Below are 15,380 nucleotides of genomic sequence, written 5' to 3'. Positions count from 1 at the left end.
CCGCCCAACGCCAAATTGAGCCGCGGTGTGGGGCGAGCAACGCGAGCCGCACCGTCAGATCCAATTTGATGTTCGGCGGCCTCTTCATGTTGCCGGGGCGTCTCCATTAGTCGGGGTCGTCTGGTTACCGGCCGACGACTGTGCGGCACCTCTCCGCCAAGCTGCGAGCACCAGCGCCACGTGCCACAGGCGCTCCACGTTCGGAGCAGTGCACTCGGATAGCGTCAACAGGCCGTGTGCCACGCGATTGCGGAAGTTGAGGCCCCACTCTTCGGCAAGGACGGCCTGAAGCAAGCGCGCAAGCGGTTCGGGCAGTACGCCAGCCGCCTTGCCTTCCCGAATCAACTCGCCGAAGGTTCTCTCCTTGGTGGCTCCGTCTTTGATGGCTGTCGCGTCGACACCGGAGTTGATCAGGTGTCGACGTGTCATCTGCTCAAGGCGTGGAACCAGAACGTGCACAGCCGAAACATGATCGCCAGCCAGATATCGCTCTGCGGCGATGGTAATAAAAGGCTTGTCGGCATCCGCGGCGGTATCCGGGCATACTGTGCTGACAAGATCGTCGACGCTCAGCGCGAACACTGAACGAAGGCGTTCGAATGCGGAGGAGAGTAGAATCGCGCAAAGCGCGACCAACTCGAAGACAAGTGCTCGTTGGGCTGCAAAGGGAGCGGCCTCAGCATCATCGGGCGCTATCTCAGCCAACGCTCGATCATCGACGATCGGTATGGTGACGGCGATTCGGCTGGCGAGGCTCCTTGGGGAAGTTCGTTGAGCGCCCTCCAGAGACGGTGCAAACAAGCGCTGCCCCAAGCGCCCGAGTATGTCGGTCGCACTGCTCGCACCCTCAAAGTACGCCGCCAGCAAGGAGTCGACCACCTCTGGCGGTACGTCCATAGGAGTGTTGATCTCTTGGACCTCGCCGTTGGTGGTTGCCGCAGAAATAGCCGCTCGGGCGTCTCCTTTTGCGGTTGCGGCTTCTGCCCGGAGTCCAGCCTGTGCGAACGCTTCAGCAGCGTGTTTAAGGTACATGGCTTTTGTGAACTGACTGTCGGCGCGGCCTGCCTGCTGTACGAGCAGTTCCGCCATACGTCGGCTGGTTTCCTGCTGGTCCGGCGGGGCGCCCAATAGACCCTCAAGTTGAGCCCGGACATCGAGCACTTCCTTCTCGACATGCTCCATGTGCTTCATCTTCACCAGCGCGTCGTGGAGCGCATCAAGCCGATCGAGTTGAACCTGGAGGTCGCTCAGCGATACGATGCTTCCAGCAGATCTGCGCGCAGACGCCTTGGCGAGGTCTACGACGCACTGGATGAGTCCGAGCGCCCAATGCGGCGCGATGTTTGAGTAATGCTCGATCGCGTCGAAGAGTTTCGACAACGCGACACCGAGCTCGTCAAAGCGCTTGAGTTCAGTTGCTATTCTTATCGCGGTACGCCAGTGTCTGGTCTCGATCATACCAGCGGTGGACGGATCCTTGTTGCATCGTGCTCTCACGAATTCGGCGGCGCGCACGTGTGAAGCGATCGCGTCTTGCGCGGCGACAAACGGTGTTGGGAGAGCCGGGGCCTTCCATCGGCCCCACACGGCGCGCAGTTCCCATAGCGCGGTGGATCCAAGGGCACGGGCAGGTTCCGGTAGACCTCGCGTTGAGGTCCAGAGGTGGGCAACGGTATTCGCTGTTACCCCAGAAGGCGATATCGTGGCGTTGCCCGCAAGTGTGTACTCCTCGCTGCCGAACGTGTAGGTCATGAAGAGGTGAGATACGAACTGCTCGTCACTCGCGGCGGCGCGTGAACTGCTCCCTGCGTCGGAAAGCTTGCCGAATCTACGGTATACCTCGCCGACATATAGGGGTAGCATGTCGTCGGGGTTCTCTTTACCGATCCGGTCCAGCAGAGCTTCTAGATCAGTTGTCGTCGCAGCTTGTTGAATGTCGACTTCTGCCACCATATGTCTATCTCGCTTTGCGCGGTTTTGAGAGTGTCGGCGCCTCGGCCCGCTGAACGGTCGGGCCATCACCCGCGGCGCGAAGCGCCGCCGGGTGCATGGCCTTGTTGGGCGGCATGGTCCTCATTCCCGATGCCCCTCAGTTCGCCCCCAGGACTATCTGTGCCGGCGCGTGTATGTGCACCGCAAATGCTCACAAGTCGATCTCCACCTAGCGACGAGTCCCGAAGCAGCTCGTCGGCAAGTGCTACAATCTGCTCCCATTGGTCATCGACGACCGACGTCGACTCTTCACGCGCAAGCTCCAGTCTTGCTTTCAGGTCCGGCGAGAACGGTTCGGCAGCCTCGTCAAGTTCACGCAAATAGAGTATCGTCTTTTGCCGATCGTCCGTGTTCGCCTGCGCATAGGCCGAGCACAAGTTTGCCGCCTTATTCGGGGGGTAGTTCGCAAATATGTATCGGCGCTCCGCGATTTCTCCGGCAAGAGCAATCAGTAACTCATCATGAATGTGCGCCCGACCGTCTCCGTCGGGCCACGACATGCTTGTGCTCCCGCGTTTCCGCTCCCAGTCGATCGTTATCAAGGCGATGACCTTGCCAAGGTAATGGGCAACGATCGCGTGCCCCGCCTCGTGGTATGCGACTGGCGTCATTGCCTCGACAAGTTGCTTCGCTCGCGGCTCCTTCATTACGCGGTCCTCCTCGATTTGTGCCCATCTCTTGCTCTGCTCGAACACCTTGCGCTCCCGCAAGTACTCAGTACTTCATAGCCTGCTGCAAATCGTGGTATGCCTCGATCGGACGCCGTCCGGAGAGCGATAAACAGGCCATCTCTTCGAGTGGAAGATCGGGCGCGGTCGTGCTCGTACCAACATACTTCAATCGAACGGGCCCATGCTCAATGGAGAAGACACCAAAACGCTGAACCTGGTTAAGGATGTTGGGCGAGAACTCCAACAGATCTCGAAGAGTAGGTGCCGAACCACGCTGCTGCTTATAGAATGCGACGCATTCTGCGTCGAAGAGATCGTGGGCCTCCACATTTGCTCGAGGAGGCGCCTCCTCGCAAATGAAGAAGTTGCCGAGCACTGCACGTTGGGCGTCTGAGTACGGCTGAAGTGCCACCGTCACATCCACCACTCTGTACGGAGGTGCGCAAACCCACGCATGCCCAGTAACGGCACGGTTGCCTTTCATCATGATTGGTGCCATGTGCACCGGCGAGAGCCCAGTATCAGGCGCGAAGGAGACCGTAAGAGCTCCCTTGACTATGTAATTCCATACGCCTTGCGCTTCAAGGAAGCGGGACAGCACCTGGGACGCGTCTACGCACGCAGCTAGGCGCCCATCTTGTACGAGAGCGTCGAACAAAAATTGAGCTGTCTTTGGAACAATGGAACGTACGCGCGCGGCCTCGTCGGGTAGGACTAGCCGCTTTTCCACGTACGCTGCGTACTTTTCGAGAAATGCGCCATCGTTCGCCTCAGCAGCACGAAACTGTGGACTGTCGTAGAAGCCGGGCTTTGAAAAGTCGATACCGAGCAACCGAAACCGCTCGTGCAGTGTCTTTGGCTTGTTCTTTTTGTCCTTCTTTCCCATGCTTACCTTCGTCCTCCTGCGCCCTACTACAGTCGACGGCTCGACACAAACGTGATGCGCGGCGAAGTTCGCGTTCTTGCTACGCATTGCTGTCGGTGCGGCGTGGCACGTGCTCGGGTCGAGGGCCGACCGTCGTCTGCCCGCCCAACGCGCGGCGATGAGCCGCGAGCGGGCGAGGTGCGCCGCAGGCGCGCCTCGACTGCTCGTCGGATCCATCGCTTAGTTGGGCGGAGCTCACGCAACGTAAAGCGCATTGTGGTATCACAAGGTGGCAGTTGCATGCTGAACGACCTGAGACAAGGCGGCCGCGCGTTCCAGAATGTTGCTGATGTGCTCGCCGTTCGAGAAGGACGTCGTGTAGATGCACTTGTACCACTCGGTTGTCGCAGGACTTCCCCTGGGCTGGAGTTTCGCGCGGCGCACAGCTTCGAAAAGGCGGCGACGAACATTGGCAGCGTGCTCAAATGCCGCCTGGAAGCGGTGCTCGTTCTGGACGGTCCATTGATGTCGCTGCTCCCCATCGAGGTAGGGCAACACACAGGAGCCGAGCTGGAGCGTAATCGACTGAAAGTCCGGGTAAGCATGGAAGCGCAACAGGATGGCTACGCCGACGCCCTGATGATCGGCGCACGGAAACCAGCCATCGCCACGCGATGTAGGTGCCATATCAGCTTGATAATCGCCGCGCGCGCCGCGGTTTGTCAGGCAGCGGCGCCAGTTCGCTCCGCCCGCGGCGCCTACAAAGGCTTCCGCGAGTTCTGCCAGCACGAGCTGCTTCAGCAATACTGGATAGTCTTTCAGATTCGAACCAAAGGAGCCGTCCTCGTTATCGATCCAGCTCGTCAGCTCCTGAAGCGCCCGAACCGTTGTATTGGGCGATCGCAGCGTGTCACGTAATCCGGCTCGAAGATCGGCCCATCGCGCAATCGTACGATGGAGGTCGTTTTCCACTGTTCCGGCTTCGTCGCCGTCGATGTGCTCGAACAACGCACTCCAGTCCGAGAGGAGGATGCCGTCGGGCAGTGTAACCCCCTGACCGACCGCGTGGCGGACCGGACTGATCAGAATCAGGGGCACGGAGCGGATCGATTGATCGAGTATGGCGCGATAGCGGGCGAGCTGGTTGTCCGCGGGTGGCGCAGCCCACTTGGCCTCGACGAATGCGACCGCTTCGTTCAGCGCGGAAATGCGCAGGTCGACGCGACTGCTGGCGTCCAGGCGGATCTCTCGATCGACCTGGAGCGCCGCAAAGTCGCGCGTCTTCCCCGTAACTTTGGCGAGCCACTTGCTCGCATTCGCAGGTTGCGTCTGCAACCATCTTCGAAGCGCGGCGGAGCGAACGTTCTCCGCCGCAGCACTTCCGACGTCCTCGATGAAGGTAGGCACAACACGGCGTCCCCTCACCAGACCGCGCCGTTCCCAGCGAGCGATCACATCGTCAACGAGGGACATTCACAAACCTCACCATAGTGTCTGTATGTAGGAGGCTCTCCCGCCCAACGACTTGGCGGCGTACCGCGGGGCGCCGCGCCAGGCGCAGCCCGGCGCAGGAGACCTCCGTGCCCCGTCGTGCAGCACCCGCTTGTTGGGCGGGCTCCTGTCATTGTGGTTGAGCCCCCGGCTCGGTCGAAGCAGTCGGGGGAGGCCCCTGAGAAGCCGCCTCTCCAGACTGAGCGATATAAGAAGTCAGCCGGATGAGCAGGAGCCAGGCCATGAATACCCTGGTCGGTGCAAGCGCATCAGGCCTGATCGTCCCGTGTGCAATTTCATTTCGCATGTTCCACCCGAACGCCCGGTCGCAGAGCACGAATTCCACAAGATCACAGTGCTTTTCGCCGAGCAAATCCCTCACCAATCTGGCTCTAAGAAGGGAATTGAGCGTTTCGTCCATCTGAACGCCACCGGGTTCGATCTTGAGTGCAGAATATCCTGCCGCCCGCAGAAGATCTCGAAGAACCGCCTCATAGAGGGTCGCCACAAGGTAACCAGAAGAAACCCAGTCCTGTCCAGCGAAACGTTCAGCCGCAACGCTAAGAAGCGCTCCTCTGCTCTCTGCGAGGTGAGGCCAATTGGCAAGCGCATCTACCAGCGTTCGCGAAGTGAGCAACGGGAATAGTCGATCCAGAGCATGCTGCAGAACGGCCTCGATCATGACGAGATGGAATCCGACGTTGGTAGCGACCTGCCGCTGGACGTTGCCCTCGGGATCGTTCGCCTGGAAGGTGACCTTGCCTTCGCGATGGTAGTGCGCCGAGTTGAAGAACAGCGACAACGGGTTCTCAGCCAGCATCTTCCGGGTCTCGACGTCGATGCGTTCGCGGTCGATTTCGAGAAGTCCAGGGAGGACTGCAATCTGGCGAATGGCGAGAGCAGAGTCTTGAGCTGCCACAATAATGGCATCGAGTTGCTCAAGGGCCTCCGGGGGCACTTGAAAACGTCCCGAGAGCGCCTTGAAGTTCGCAACAGATTCCTTAATGGACTTCATAAGTTGCAGACGACACCGCTCAGAGAGATCGCTGATGCCGTAGTCCAATGCGCTCTGCAGCGCGCGCTGGATGGTCCAACTAGAGACGCGTCGATCTCTGTCGGCACATTCCAGAAGCTGCTCGACGACATCCCTTCGGACGCTCAGGGCCTTATCCGCTTCACCCCATTTTGCATGCCACCCTTCGAGGACGACAAGAGCGTCGTGTCCGTGATGAGCGTCGTGGCGGTATCGCCCCGCAATTCTCTCCAACTCGAGGGCCCACTGGTCGGCACGTTGCTTTGAGAATGCCTCGCGCCCCGTCTTCTTATTCAAGATAGTGTTGTTGACGACATCCGCGAGGACCGGGAACGCGAAGGTCTTGTCGCCGCCTTCGAGCTTACTGGCAGTTCTGTCAAGCAGGTCCATCAGCGCTTGCATCCGGTCCTTGGCATTTGCCTGCACAAGTAGACCCATAAGATGTCCCAGGTTCGAGACGATCGGGGGCCAGGACTCGCCATCGAGCAGGCGTTCTGCCATCTCAAAGCGCGCTTCATGCGCCGCTCTGGCGTCCACGAAATCTTTCCATCGCGTCCACAGGACATGGGAGACGCGAGCACGCACGAAGGGGTTCCGCGACTGAGTGGTGAACTCTCGAAGTCCCGGCGCATCTTCCGGCTTAAGATCCTCCAGGGCAAACGAACGGTACGTTCGACCATCACGAGGGACCTGTGCGAAGGCAACGAACGGAGAGGTATGTACGGGGCCCTGTCGTCCAGTGCGTGGCCACGTGTCTACCTCGTGCATCTGAAGGACGTCGATCAGCAAAGCGATCGGAACGCCGCCAGAAACAGGCGGGCCATCCTTGTCAAGGTTGGCCGCGATTTCGAAAATCGTGCCAACATCGCCAGAGGGCAGCTCGGAGAGGAACCTTCGTGCATCTTCTGCGTTCATAGGCCTTCGCATCTGGCTATCCTCGCTCGCAGGGACGGGACGTGTAGCAGCAGCGCCTGCGGCGCCACTCTGCTCCGCCCAACGGCCACCCGCTCACCCGCGGGGCGTCGTGCCGAGCGAAGCGAGGCACAGCCGCACCATAAACTACTCATCGGCTTCTCCGCGTGTTCGACATGGTTTCTCAAGGCGGCGCACCCAATCCTTGTCTGGCGGCAGCGCAACGTGTGGTTGCGTAGGGAGCGCGATTCCGAACGAGGCAGCGTCACCGTACGCTGTGACAATGTCCTCGGGGGCTAGCACCGAATGGAAGAGGTGCAGATGGAGGGTTTGCAGTAGCGAAAAGAGGGGCGGGCGCACATCCACGGGAGCGTATGCCGGGACAATCGGGTGAAAGAGATCGCCTTCCATGAAGAGAGCTGGCCTAACCTCGTCATTCCGAAGGGGATCACGGAAAGCCCATGTGACGGCACCTTTGCCTAGCACACACAGGCATCTTACGACTTCAAGTCGTCGAAGCTGACGGTTGATGTCGAAGAACCGCTCGATTAGTGGCTGCAGGTCGCCGCCGTCGACATCGCCCGCCAGAATGAAGCTAAAAAGAGGGTTGGTGAGGCCGTGTTCACATGGGCCAGACTCTCGATTTTCTACGATTCGATGGGCGTAGGTGGGTGGACGATGAAGCCTGTGGCAGGTTACAAGTTTCTCCATGGCGGCATCGAGCGTCGCAACGGAGAGCGTCTGCTTAACCTCACCGATCGCGTACGCCCCCTCCACAGGAATGAGCAGTCGGGCCGGTTGCGCCAAAGTGGGGGCATTGACCGCGGTGAACCAAATATGATTGAAGATGACGACGTCGCACTGACCGGCGGTGAATCCATTGCGATCCACCAGTACACCGTGCGTAACTTCATATCGGCGGGGAACTAGTCTTGCCAGCTCCTCACGAACGGCGGCCTCAAAGGGGAGTCCAGAGTCAAAATTGTCTACGGCGAGGTCCCGTTCCTGCTGAAGCATGCGACGCAGCGACTCCTCACCGGATGCGCACCGCTTTGCGAACGCGCTGGCTAGTGTCGTCGCTGCCTTCTCACGCGGAACCCAGTTCGCGGCAGACGGGAGGGCCTGAGGCTGACGGCCGTTCCGTTGTTGCTTCCGGTTGGTGCGCTTCTTCTTCATAGCTCACATGCTCGTCCGCCCAACGTCGCAATCATCTGTACCGCGCGACATATCTTCGCGCTTTTGCATGTAGGCTGCGAACCGTGGTGCCCGATCACCGTGTTCTCGCGGATGAGTCGCGGCACCCCGCAGCATATCTAGATATTCCCGCGGATAGGTCGCGATCTTCCGCAGGCTATCTGCGCATCTCCGGAGATAGGCCGCCTCTGCACAACTACCTATCGACGTTGAGGGGCTTCGGACGGCGACGGTGTGCCACGAAGCAAGATGCGTGCCGGCGATTGATTGCCCCGGGCGACTGATGTGCGGCCCAAATATCCGCCGGCCGACGCAACTCGCGCCCGCCCTGCGCCGATAAGGGTCAATGCGGGTCCCACGAACCGGCCCCAACCAATCGGATCCATCCCCATGACCCTCATCGAGGCCGTACGCGCCACCATCCGACGCCTGCATTACTCTCCGCGCACCGAAGAGGCGTATGTCCACTGGATCCGGCAATTCATCCGCTTCCATCACGGCAAGCACCCACGGCAGATGGGCGCGGAAGAGGTCACGGCCTTCCTCAACGATCTTGCGGTCGCGCGCCGCAGCGCGGCGTCCACGCAGAACCAAGCGCTGTGCGCGCTCCTCTTCCTTTACAAGCGGGTCCTCGACCTGCAGATACCCCGGCTCGAAGCGCTCGAGCGTGCCCGCCGGCCGGAGCACCTCCCCACGGTCCTCTCGCGAAAGGACGCTCTCACCTTGCTCGAGCACCTGATCCCACCTTTTCGACTCATCGGCGAGCTCCTCTACGGAAGCGGCCTGCGCCTCCTCGAAGCGCTTTCGATTCGCGTCAAAGGCGTCGACCTCGATCGACGGTAAATCATGGTGCGCCGCGGGAAAGGACAGCACGACCGGCCGGCCTTGCTCCCCGCTCGGGCGCGCGACGAGCTGCAGGCCCAGCTCGACGCCGTGGCGCAACGGCACCAGAAGGAGCTCGCGGCTGGCCGCGGCGAGGTCGACCTGCCCCACGCGCTGCGAGTGAAGATGCCAGGTGCAGCCACGAGCCTCCCCTGGCAGTACCTCTTCCCCGCCTCTCGCCCTTGCACCGATCCAGCGACGGGTCGACAGGTCCTCTACCACCTGCACGAATCGGCGGTGCAAAGGGCCGTGCACGATGCCGGACGGGCGGCGGGGCTCACCCAGCGTGCGACATGCCATACCCTCCGCCACAGCTTCGCGACCCACCTGCTCGAGGCGGGCACCGACATCCGGACGATCCAGACATTGCTCGGCCACAAGGATGTGCGGACCACGATGATCTACACCCACATCGTCGACCGCGGCCTGCTCGGCGTGATCAGCCCTCTCGACCGCTGACCGCCGCTTCCGCGTGGAGCGCCTTGAACTCCGACCCCATCCCCACGTGCCGCCCCCACGCATCGTGGAAAGGTAGCGTAGCCGACGGCTGCCCCATCTTGTCAAGGAGGCCAGCGCAGGACCGTGCGGTCTCTACACCGGACGAAGGCGCTATCGGGTCCTCGATGCCCTACCCCTCCGAAGCGAAGGAGTGCCCTTGCAACCTCCCGGCCGATCAGCGACGAGGCTGTTCAGGTTGCCGCAGTTCGCCGAGTTCTCCACCACGCGGGACGGCGTCCGAAGCCGCAACAACGCACGCGCCGACGGTGAGCCAAGTGGAGAAGCGCGCGGATGGCCGCGGGCTGTCGAGGTGCGGACACCGGGGTTGAATGTCAGGTGCCGGCGGGACGCTTGCGCGGCCGGCCGCGTTTGATCTCCGGCATCGCGGCGCTGCGAAGAAGAACCCCGGGCGACACATCGAGCGCGTTCGCGAGCCTGACGAGCGTGCCGAGGCTCATGCTCTGCCGCCCAACCTCGATCGCCTGCATCGTCCGCAGCTCGATCCCGGCGGCTTCCGCGAGCTGCTCCTGCGTGATGCCGCGCTGCTGGCGTAGACGCCGCAGGTTCGCCGCAATGTAGAGCAAGAGGGTATCGAGCGTGAGCGTTCGCACTCCGTTCGCGTACCCCTGCGCCGGGTTCAGAATAATGATCCAGCAGATCGGATTTCCTTGACCTGCCGGCTGTCAGCTCGTAACGTGGCGAGACCACAAAAGTGCCGCCCGCGGGTGCTGCTAACACCCCGGGCGGCGTGGCCGAACCCCGCGTTCACGAGGTCCGACATGGAAACCGTACGTCTACGCCCTGACCAGGGCCAAGAGATCGATCCGTCCTCCCATCGCCGCCCCCGCCCCGCAGCTCGCAGCCGCCTCGCCCGCCCGCCTAAACCCCTTCACCAGCCACCTCACCCCGCCGTCTACCTCGACCCCGCCGCGCTCCTCGAACAGCGCCCGCTCATCCGCCGCACCCTCCGCGCCCGCGGCGTTCTCCCCGCCGATCTCGACGACCTCACCCAGGACACCCTCCTCGGCGCCTGGCGCAGCCTGCGCGCCGGCCGCTTCCGCCCGTCCCCGGCTCTCCCTCCCGCCGACGCCCTCCGCCGCTGGCTCGCCGGCATCGCCTCGCGGCAGGCCTCGCACTACCGCGACAAGGCCCACCGCCGCCACGAGCTCCCCGCGGTCGACCCGGACCGCCTCTCCGCCTTCGCCGCCCCCTCGCCCGAGGCCCGCCTCGTCGCCCGCGGCCTGCTCCGCGCCTTCCACCGTCTCCGCCCCGAGCTGCGCGACGTCCTGGCGCTCGCCGCCACCGGCCTTTCCTCGCGCGAGATCGCCGCCTCCCTCGAGCTCCCGCGCCCCACGGTCGCCACCCGCCTGCGCCTCGCGCGCCGCCTCTTCGCCCGCGCCCTCACCCGCGCTCGGAGGTGGCCCCGATGAGCCCGATGAGCCGCGCCCCCGTCGACGCCCCCGCCGAGACGGCGGCCGAGCTGCCGACCGCGACCGAGGCCGCCCTGCTCGAGATGGTGCTCGGCCTGCCCGGCGTCGGGCCGCGCCTGCTCGGCACGGCCGCTCTCCCCGCGCTCGGTCGCCTCTCGCCCGCGGCGCTGGCCGAGCGCACCCAGATCGCGCTGTTCGACGCGACCCGGCTCGCCGCCGCCTTCGAGCTCGGCCGCCGCTACCACGCCGCCCGCGCGCGCCGGGGCGCGCTCCTCACCGACGCCGCCCGCGTGGCGCGGTACTTCGGCCCGAGGCTCGCCTCCCTGGTCCACGAGGAGCTCTGGATCGCGGCGCTCGACACCCACGGCCGCGTCCGCGAGACGCGCCTGCTCGCCCGCGGTGGCGCCGACGTGCTGTACATCGACCGCGCGACCGTGCTGCGCACGGCGCTGGACATGGCGGCCCACAGCTTCGTGCTGGCCCACAACCACCCGAGCGGCGACCCAACGCCGACCCGCGAGGACGAAGACATGACCCTGGAGCTGCGCCATCTCGGCTCGGAGCTGCACGTGCCGCTCACGGCCCACGTCATCGTCACCCCCAGCGGCCGCTACGCCGCCGTCCACGAGTAAGCCATCGCGGGGCGCTGCGCCCCTCCGATGGGCGCTGCGCCCCTGCGCATCGGGCCGAAAGCCTCCAGCGCACCGCCCCCGCCCGCATCTCCGTCGCCTCCGGCAGCCGCACAACGCGCTGGAGCACGCGGAGCCACCGGCTGTTGGTTCCCCAACCTCGGTCGGGTCACGGCGCCTCCTGCCGTTCGAGCGGCCGGACCGGATGATGCGTCGACGCGACGCTGACGAGGGGTCGTACAAGCCGGCCACCTTCGACTTCCTCGGCTTCACCATCCACTGGGGCAAGAGCCTCGCGGGCAAGTGGGCAGTGAAGACGCGAACGGCATCGGATCGCTTCCAACGGGCATTGAAGGGTATCTCGCAGTGGTGCAACCACCTGTCTTCACACTACACCTCTTTCGATTTCAGACGAGGACGTTGGTTCCGGCTCCGTGATGCACGGGCTGCCGCCGCCCGGTCGCTGAGGCGATCCCAGCGGCTGCAGTGCTTCGTGGGGTGAGTCGCCGGCTCCTCGTAAAGCCACGCGTGGCCGTTGTACGCATGCGCCTTGATGATGCCGTGCTTCACCCAGCTGATCAGGGTGCACTCGTGAATTCCAAGGCGAGCGGCGAGCTCCTCCTTGGTGAGAAGCCCGCGGGCGCGCAGTCGGTCGAAGCGCGGTCTCAAGTCATACGTATGCACGATGTACTGCACGCGCTTCGACGTGAAGCGGGCCCCGCCACGGCCGGGCCACGCGGCCCCGCCGGGATGGAGCCCACGCGCGTTGAGAATGTCGGCGATCTCGTCATAGATGTGATGGTCGAGCAGCCGGTCGACGAGCTCCACAATTTTCGCCGGCGTCTTCACTTTCTCCCAGGAAGCTTTCGGGTTAACGGTCGTGATGGTCGTCGTTTGACCGCCTCGGAAGCGAACATGGATCTTCGTAGTCGCGTCGGCAGATTGCTTCACGAGCGTCGCGTCCTCCACCACGTAGGCGAGCATTCGCTTCCGCTCCCGGTTCGGCGTCGCCGGGTCGAACCACAGCCGCTTAAAGTCAGTCGTCATCGCGACGAGTCGATCGCGAAGCGCCTCGTCGATCGCGATCCCATCCTCGTGTCGAGCGCGCTCGCGTTCGTCGCGCGCCTTCGCCAGCACGCGAAGCCTCTCATTCCAATTGGACTCGAGCGTATCTGCGACGAGACGGTTGGCGGGGTCAACCATCATGAAGCGGCGCTGTGCGAGGTCGGCGTCGACCTGCGCCCTCTCAATCGCGCGACATCGAAGCTGATCCGCCTGCTCGTATCGAGCCTCGATTTCTCTCCGAATCTCGAGCGCCAACTCGACGGCGGCAGGCGTCATCTTCTCGGTCACCAAGAGCCCGACCGCTTCGTCGATGGGAGGCCCTGCGAGGGATTGGCAGTTCGGTTCGGCACGGGAATCGGTGGCGCGGTCACAGACGTACCAGGACTCGAGCTTCCCTCGCGCCTCCCTGTAGCGTACGCGAAGATGCTGCCCGCATCGCCCGCACACGGCGCGCCCCTGCAGGAGCGCGCTACCCTCGCGCGGTGGCGATGCACGCGCGGCGTCGTACCCGCGACCGTTCGACGCGAGGAGCCGGAGGTTCTCCTGGTATCGGTCCCACGTGATGTAACCAGGATGGGCGTTGGGAATGCAGGCAAGCCAGTCATCGCTCGCGCGCTTCCGCTGCGTCATCTTTCCATCGACCGTGCGACTGTAAACGCGCTGTCCGTACGCGTAGGCACCGGCGTACCGCGGGTTGCGCAGCGTCCGCATCGCCGCCGATGCCGTGAGCGGACGGAAGATCACTCCCGCGGCTGGGGCGCGGAGGCGAGACGGGAAGCGGAGGCCCTCGTCTCGAAACGCTTTGACTGTCTGGTGTGCCGAGCCGACGCGGGCGAAGGTCTCGAAGAGGTGCGCGATCGTTTCGCGCACCTGCGCATCCGGGTCGAGGACGACGGCCCCGCTCTCATCGTAGACGAAGCCGGTGGGGAGAACGCATCGATACTCACCGCGCCGGACCTTGTTCAGGACCCCGCCCCGCAGTCTCGCCTTCAGGACGTGCAACTCCGCCTCGCTCATCGTTCCCTTGAGGCCGAGAAGGAGACGATCATTGAAGTTCGTCGGGTCGTACACGCCATCCTCGTCGAGGATCAGGGTGTTCGCCAGGGCGCAGATCTCGAGCAACCGATGCCAATCGGCGTTGTTCCTCGCGAGCCTCGAGACCTCGAGCCCCATCACGATGCCGGCACGCCCGAGCCCGACGTCTGTCACCAGCCGCCGAAACCCTTCGCGCCAAGCCGCGGATGCACCCGACTCTCCCTGGTCGGAGTCGATCACGACGATGCGATCGTCGGGCCAGCCGAGCGCTGTCGCGCGCGCCCGAAGCGCATACTGGCGTTTCGTGCTCTCAACATTCTCGATCACCTGCTTCATCGACGACTGTCGGACGTAGAGGTAAGCGTCACGCTCGAGATGGTGCGACTGAACTTTGCGCGATTCATTCATGGTTCCTCGGGGGAGTGGATCTCCTCGCCATCGCTGCGAAGAGGTGAACAACGGCTCGTTGTTCGTCATCAGGGGTCAAGCTCGGATGCGACGATTGCGTCGGGCGGGATGTCGTGCTCTGGGCGGCCGCTGCCCGCGCCCACGCCCACATTCCTCGCCGAAGCAAGAGCGCAAGACCGCTCCTCGCTTCGAGGGGGAGCCGTTCGCCAAGAGCGGCCGTTCGCAATGTCTCGTACTGCTCGGTCATTCTCACCCTCGCAGCGGCTTCTTCAGCACCGGCTCGGGTGCCCGCTGTGTCGTTTTTTTTCCGCCGAGCGCGCGCTCGATCGTCCTGGGATGGATCTCGACCAAAAACACCTGCCAGATCAGCCTCGCCAGTTCGCGCGCTCGGAGCGGTTTCTCCGGGACGATCTGCTTCTCGACGAAGGCTAGAATATCACCCTGGAGCTTGTGCGGCCCACGGGGCCCTCTCTTCTTTGGCACGAGTCCGCCAAGCCCTGCCTCATCGAAGCTCGCTCTGGCCTGGTAGTACGTCGGGCGAGAGACGCCGTACTCGGCGGCGGCCTGCGTTACTGAGAGCTTGTCGATCGACACGCGACGCAACATCTCGTACCTCACCTGCATCAGGTCGCGACAGTCGAAGAAATCGCCCGTCTGGAACTTCGCATCGCCGACCTTCTCGGGGGACGGATTTAACGTGCCGTCATCGCGGAGCGATGCGGTCTTGGGATCTGTCCGGTCGCCTCTTTTTGGCATGGGATCTCCGACCTGTGAGTCATGAGAACTACGCCGCGCCCAGTGACCGATGTCAAATTTGCGCGATGCGTATTGGTCAAAACTTGTCGCGTTTTCTCGCGTGTTCGGATCGTCTCATTTTAGCATGCGGCACAGTTGGCTTTACATGTGCGGTGTTATTCCCTTTACGCGCTTGAGCCCGGCGCTCCTGCTCGACGAGGTGCGACACCAGGCCGGCAAGCTCCAGGAGATCGGCTACCCGGAGCAGAGCGCGGCCCTCGCCGATGACGACCTCTGGATCGGGCGCGACGACGTCGGTCCACTGCCGCGGCACGGAGCAGATATGCTCCTCGTCGACGCGCAGCAGGAGCCGCGTCCCGTACCGGTTGTACCGCTCGCCCACGCAGACGAACTGCCGTCCGCTGAGCGGGTGGAACGGGTGCGTCACGCGCACAAGGCGCTCGCCCATGAGCGAAGGGCGTGCAGTTCGTGGTGAGGTACAAGGCCCATCGCCATGAACCACTCGAGAGGCAGCAGCAC

12 protein-coding genes and 1 pseudogene are annotated in these 15,380 nt (G+C 63.4%); 3 read left to right on the top strand and 10 right to left on the bottom strand.

The annotated features are described in order from the left end of the window. Window positions 1–84: 84 nt before the first annotated feature. The 6 genes from WME75_RS38595 to WME75_RS38570 form a co-directional block, all read right to left on the bottom strand. Window positions 85–1,953 (bottom strand): DUF4209 domain-containing protein, encoded by a 1,869-nt coding sequence (locus WME75_RS38595; RefSeq protein ID WP_437481600.1) that lies wholly within the window; start codon window positions 1,951–1,953, stop codon window positions 85–87. Between the two features lie 65 nt (window positions 1,954–2,018). After that, window positions 2,019–2,702 (bottom strand): hypothetical protein, encoded by a 684-nt coding sequence (locus WME75_RS38590; protein ID WP_437481599.1) that lies wholly within the window; start codon window positions 2,700–2,702, stop codon window positions 2,019–2,021. 4 nt (window positions 2,703–2,706) lie between these two features. Continuing rightward, window positions 2,707–3,549, bottom strand: coding sequence for a hypothetical protein (locus WME75_RS38585; protein WP_437481598.1), 843 nt, complete (start codon window positions 3,547–3,549; stop codon window positions 2,707–2,709). Window positions 3,550–3,810: 261 nt separating this feature from the next. After that, a complete protein-coding gene (locus WME75_RS38580; RefSeq protein ID WP_437481597.1) occupies window positions 3,811–5,001 on the bottom strand; it encodes a hypothetical protein in 1,191 nt (396 codons plus the stop codon). A 148-nt stretch (window positions 5,002–5,149) separates the two neighbouring features. Next, window positions 5,150–6,967 (bottom strand): DUF4209 domain-containing protein, encoded by a 1,818-nt coding sequence (locus WME75_RS38575; RefSeq protein WP_437481596.1) that lies wholly within the window; start codon window positions 6,965–6,967, stop codon window positions 5,150–5,152. Window positions 6,968–7,111: 144 nt separating this feature from the next. Beyond that, window positions 7,112–8,140: a DUF6602 domain-containing protein gene (locus WME75_RS38570; protein WP_437481595.1), complete on the bottom strand. Its 1,029-nt coding sequence runs from the start codon at window positions 8,138–8,140 to the stop codon at window positions 7,112–7,114. 408 nt (window positions 8,141–8,548) lie between these two features. Between WME75_RS38570 and WME75_RS38565 the strand changes: the two are divergent. Beyond that, a pseudogene (locus WME75_RS38565) lies at window positions 8,549–9,499 on the top strand (integron integrase). 371 nt (window positions 9,500–9,870) lie between these two features. On the opposite strand, the gene WME75_RS38560 reads toward WME75_RS38565, so the two are convergent. Further along, on the bottom strand, window positions 9,871–10,149 hold the full coding sequence (locus WME75_RS38560; RefSeq protein WP_012233090.1) for a helix-turn-helix domain-containing protein: 279 nt from the start codon (window positions 10,147–10,149) through the stop codon (window positions 9,871–9,873). Window positions 10,150–10,317: 168 nt separating this feature from the next. On the opposite strand from WME75_RS38560, the gene WME75_RS38555 reads away from it, so the two are divergent. Beyond that, the gene (locus WME75_RS38555; RefSeq protein ID WP_437481594.1) at window positions 10,318–10,968 is read left to right on the top strand and encodes an RNA polymerase sigma factor; all 651 of its coding nucleotides are present in this window, start codon (window positions 10,318–10,320) and stop codon (window positions 10,966–10,968) included. Window positions 10,969–10,973: 5 nt separating this feature from the next. Then, the gene (locus WME75_RS38550; RefSeq protein WP_420854466.1) at window positions 10,974–11,600 is read left to right on the top strand and encodes a JAB domain-containing protein; all 627 of its coding nucleotides are present in this window, start codon (window positions 10,974–10,976) and stop codon (window positions 11,598–11,600) included. A gap of 387 nt (window positions 11,601–11,987) precedes the next feature. Here the strand turns inward: WME75_RS38550 and WME75_RS38545 are convergent, their stop codons facing one another. From WME75_RS38545 to WME75_RS38535, 3 genes are all read right to left on the bottom strand, one after another. Next, on the bottom strand, window positions 11,988–14,105 hold the full coding sequence (locus WME75_RS38545; RefSeq protein WP_437481593.1) for a recombinase family protein: 2,118 nt from the start codon (window positions 14,103–14,105) through the stop codon (window positions 11,988–11,990). A 249-nt stretch (window positions 14,106–14,354) separates the two neighbouring features. Then, the gene (locus WME75_RS38540) at window positions 14,355–14,861 is read right to left on the bottom strand and encodes a helix-turn-helix domain-containing protein (protein WP_437481592.1); all 507 of its coding nucleotides are present in this window, start codon (window positions 14,859–14,861) and stop codon (window positions 14,355–14,357) included. A gap of 76 nt (window positions 14,862–14,937) precedes the next feature. Then, the gene (locus WME75_RS38535) at window positions 14,938–15,309 is read right to left on the bottom strand and encodes a DUF5372 family protein (RefSeq protein WP_437481591.1); all 372 of its coding nucleotides are present in this window, start codon (window positions 15,307–15,309) and stop codon (window positions 14,938–14,940) included. Between the last annotated feature and the right edge of the window lie 71 nt (window positions 15,310–15,380).

It is taken from the genome of Sorangium sp. So ce1014 (assembly GCF_051521505.1).
Taxonomy (GTDB): domain Bacteria; phylum Myxococcota_A; class Polyangia; order Polyangiales; family Polyangiaceae; genus Sorangium.
This window is presented reverse-complemented; position numbering and strand designations above follow the sequence as displayed.

Excerpts from the sequence above, each read along its gene's own strand:
- WME75_RS38540 (WP_437481592.1), bottom strand. The coding sequence starts at position 14,861 with ATGCCAAAAAGAGGCGACCGGACAGATCCCAAGACCGCATCGCTCCGC.
- WME75_RS38535 (WP_437481591.1), bottom strand. The coding sequence starts at position 15,309 with ATGGGCGAGCGCCTTGTGCGCGTGACGCACCCGTTCCACCCGCTCAGC.
- WME75_RS38545 (WP_437481593.1), bottom strand. The coding sequence starts at position 14,105 with ATGAATGAATCGCGCAAAGTTCAGTCGCACCATCTCGAGCGTGACGCT.
- WME75_RS38575 (WP_437481596.1), bottom strand. The coding sequence starts at position 6,967 with ATGAACGCAGAAGATGCACGAAGGTTCCTCTCCGAGCTGCCCTCTGGC.
- WME75_RS38585 (WP_437481598.1), bottom strand. The coding sequence starts at position 3,549 with ATGGGAAAGAAGGACAAAAAGAACAAGCCAAAGACACTGCACGAGCGG.
- WME75_RS38550 (WP_420854466.1), top strand. The coding sequence starts at position 10,974 with ATGAGCCGCGCCCCCGTCGACGCCCCCGCCGAGACGGCGGCCGAGCTG.
- WME75_RS38595 (WP_437481600.1), bottom strand. The coding sequence starts at position 1,953 with ATGGTGGCAGAAGTCGACATTCAACAAGCTGCGACGACAACTGATCTA.
- WME75_RS38580 (WP_437481597.1), bottom strand. The coding sequence starts at position 5,001 with ATGTCCCTCGTTGACGATGTGATCGCTCGCTGGGAACGGCGCGGTCTG.
- WME75_RS38570 (WP_437481595.1), bottom strand. The coding sequence starts at position 8,140 with ATGAAGAAGAAGCGCACCAACCGGAAGCAACAACGGAACGGCCGTCAG.
- WME75_RS38555 (WP_437481594.1), top strand. The coding sequence starts at position 10,318 with ATGGAAACCGTACGTCTACGCCCTGACCAGGGCCAAGAGATCGATCCG.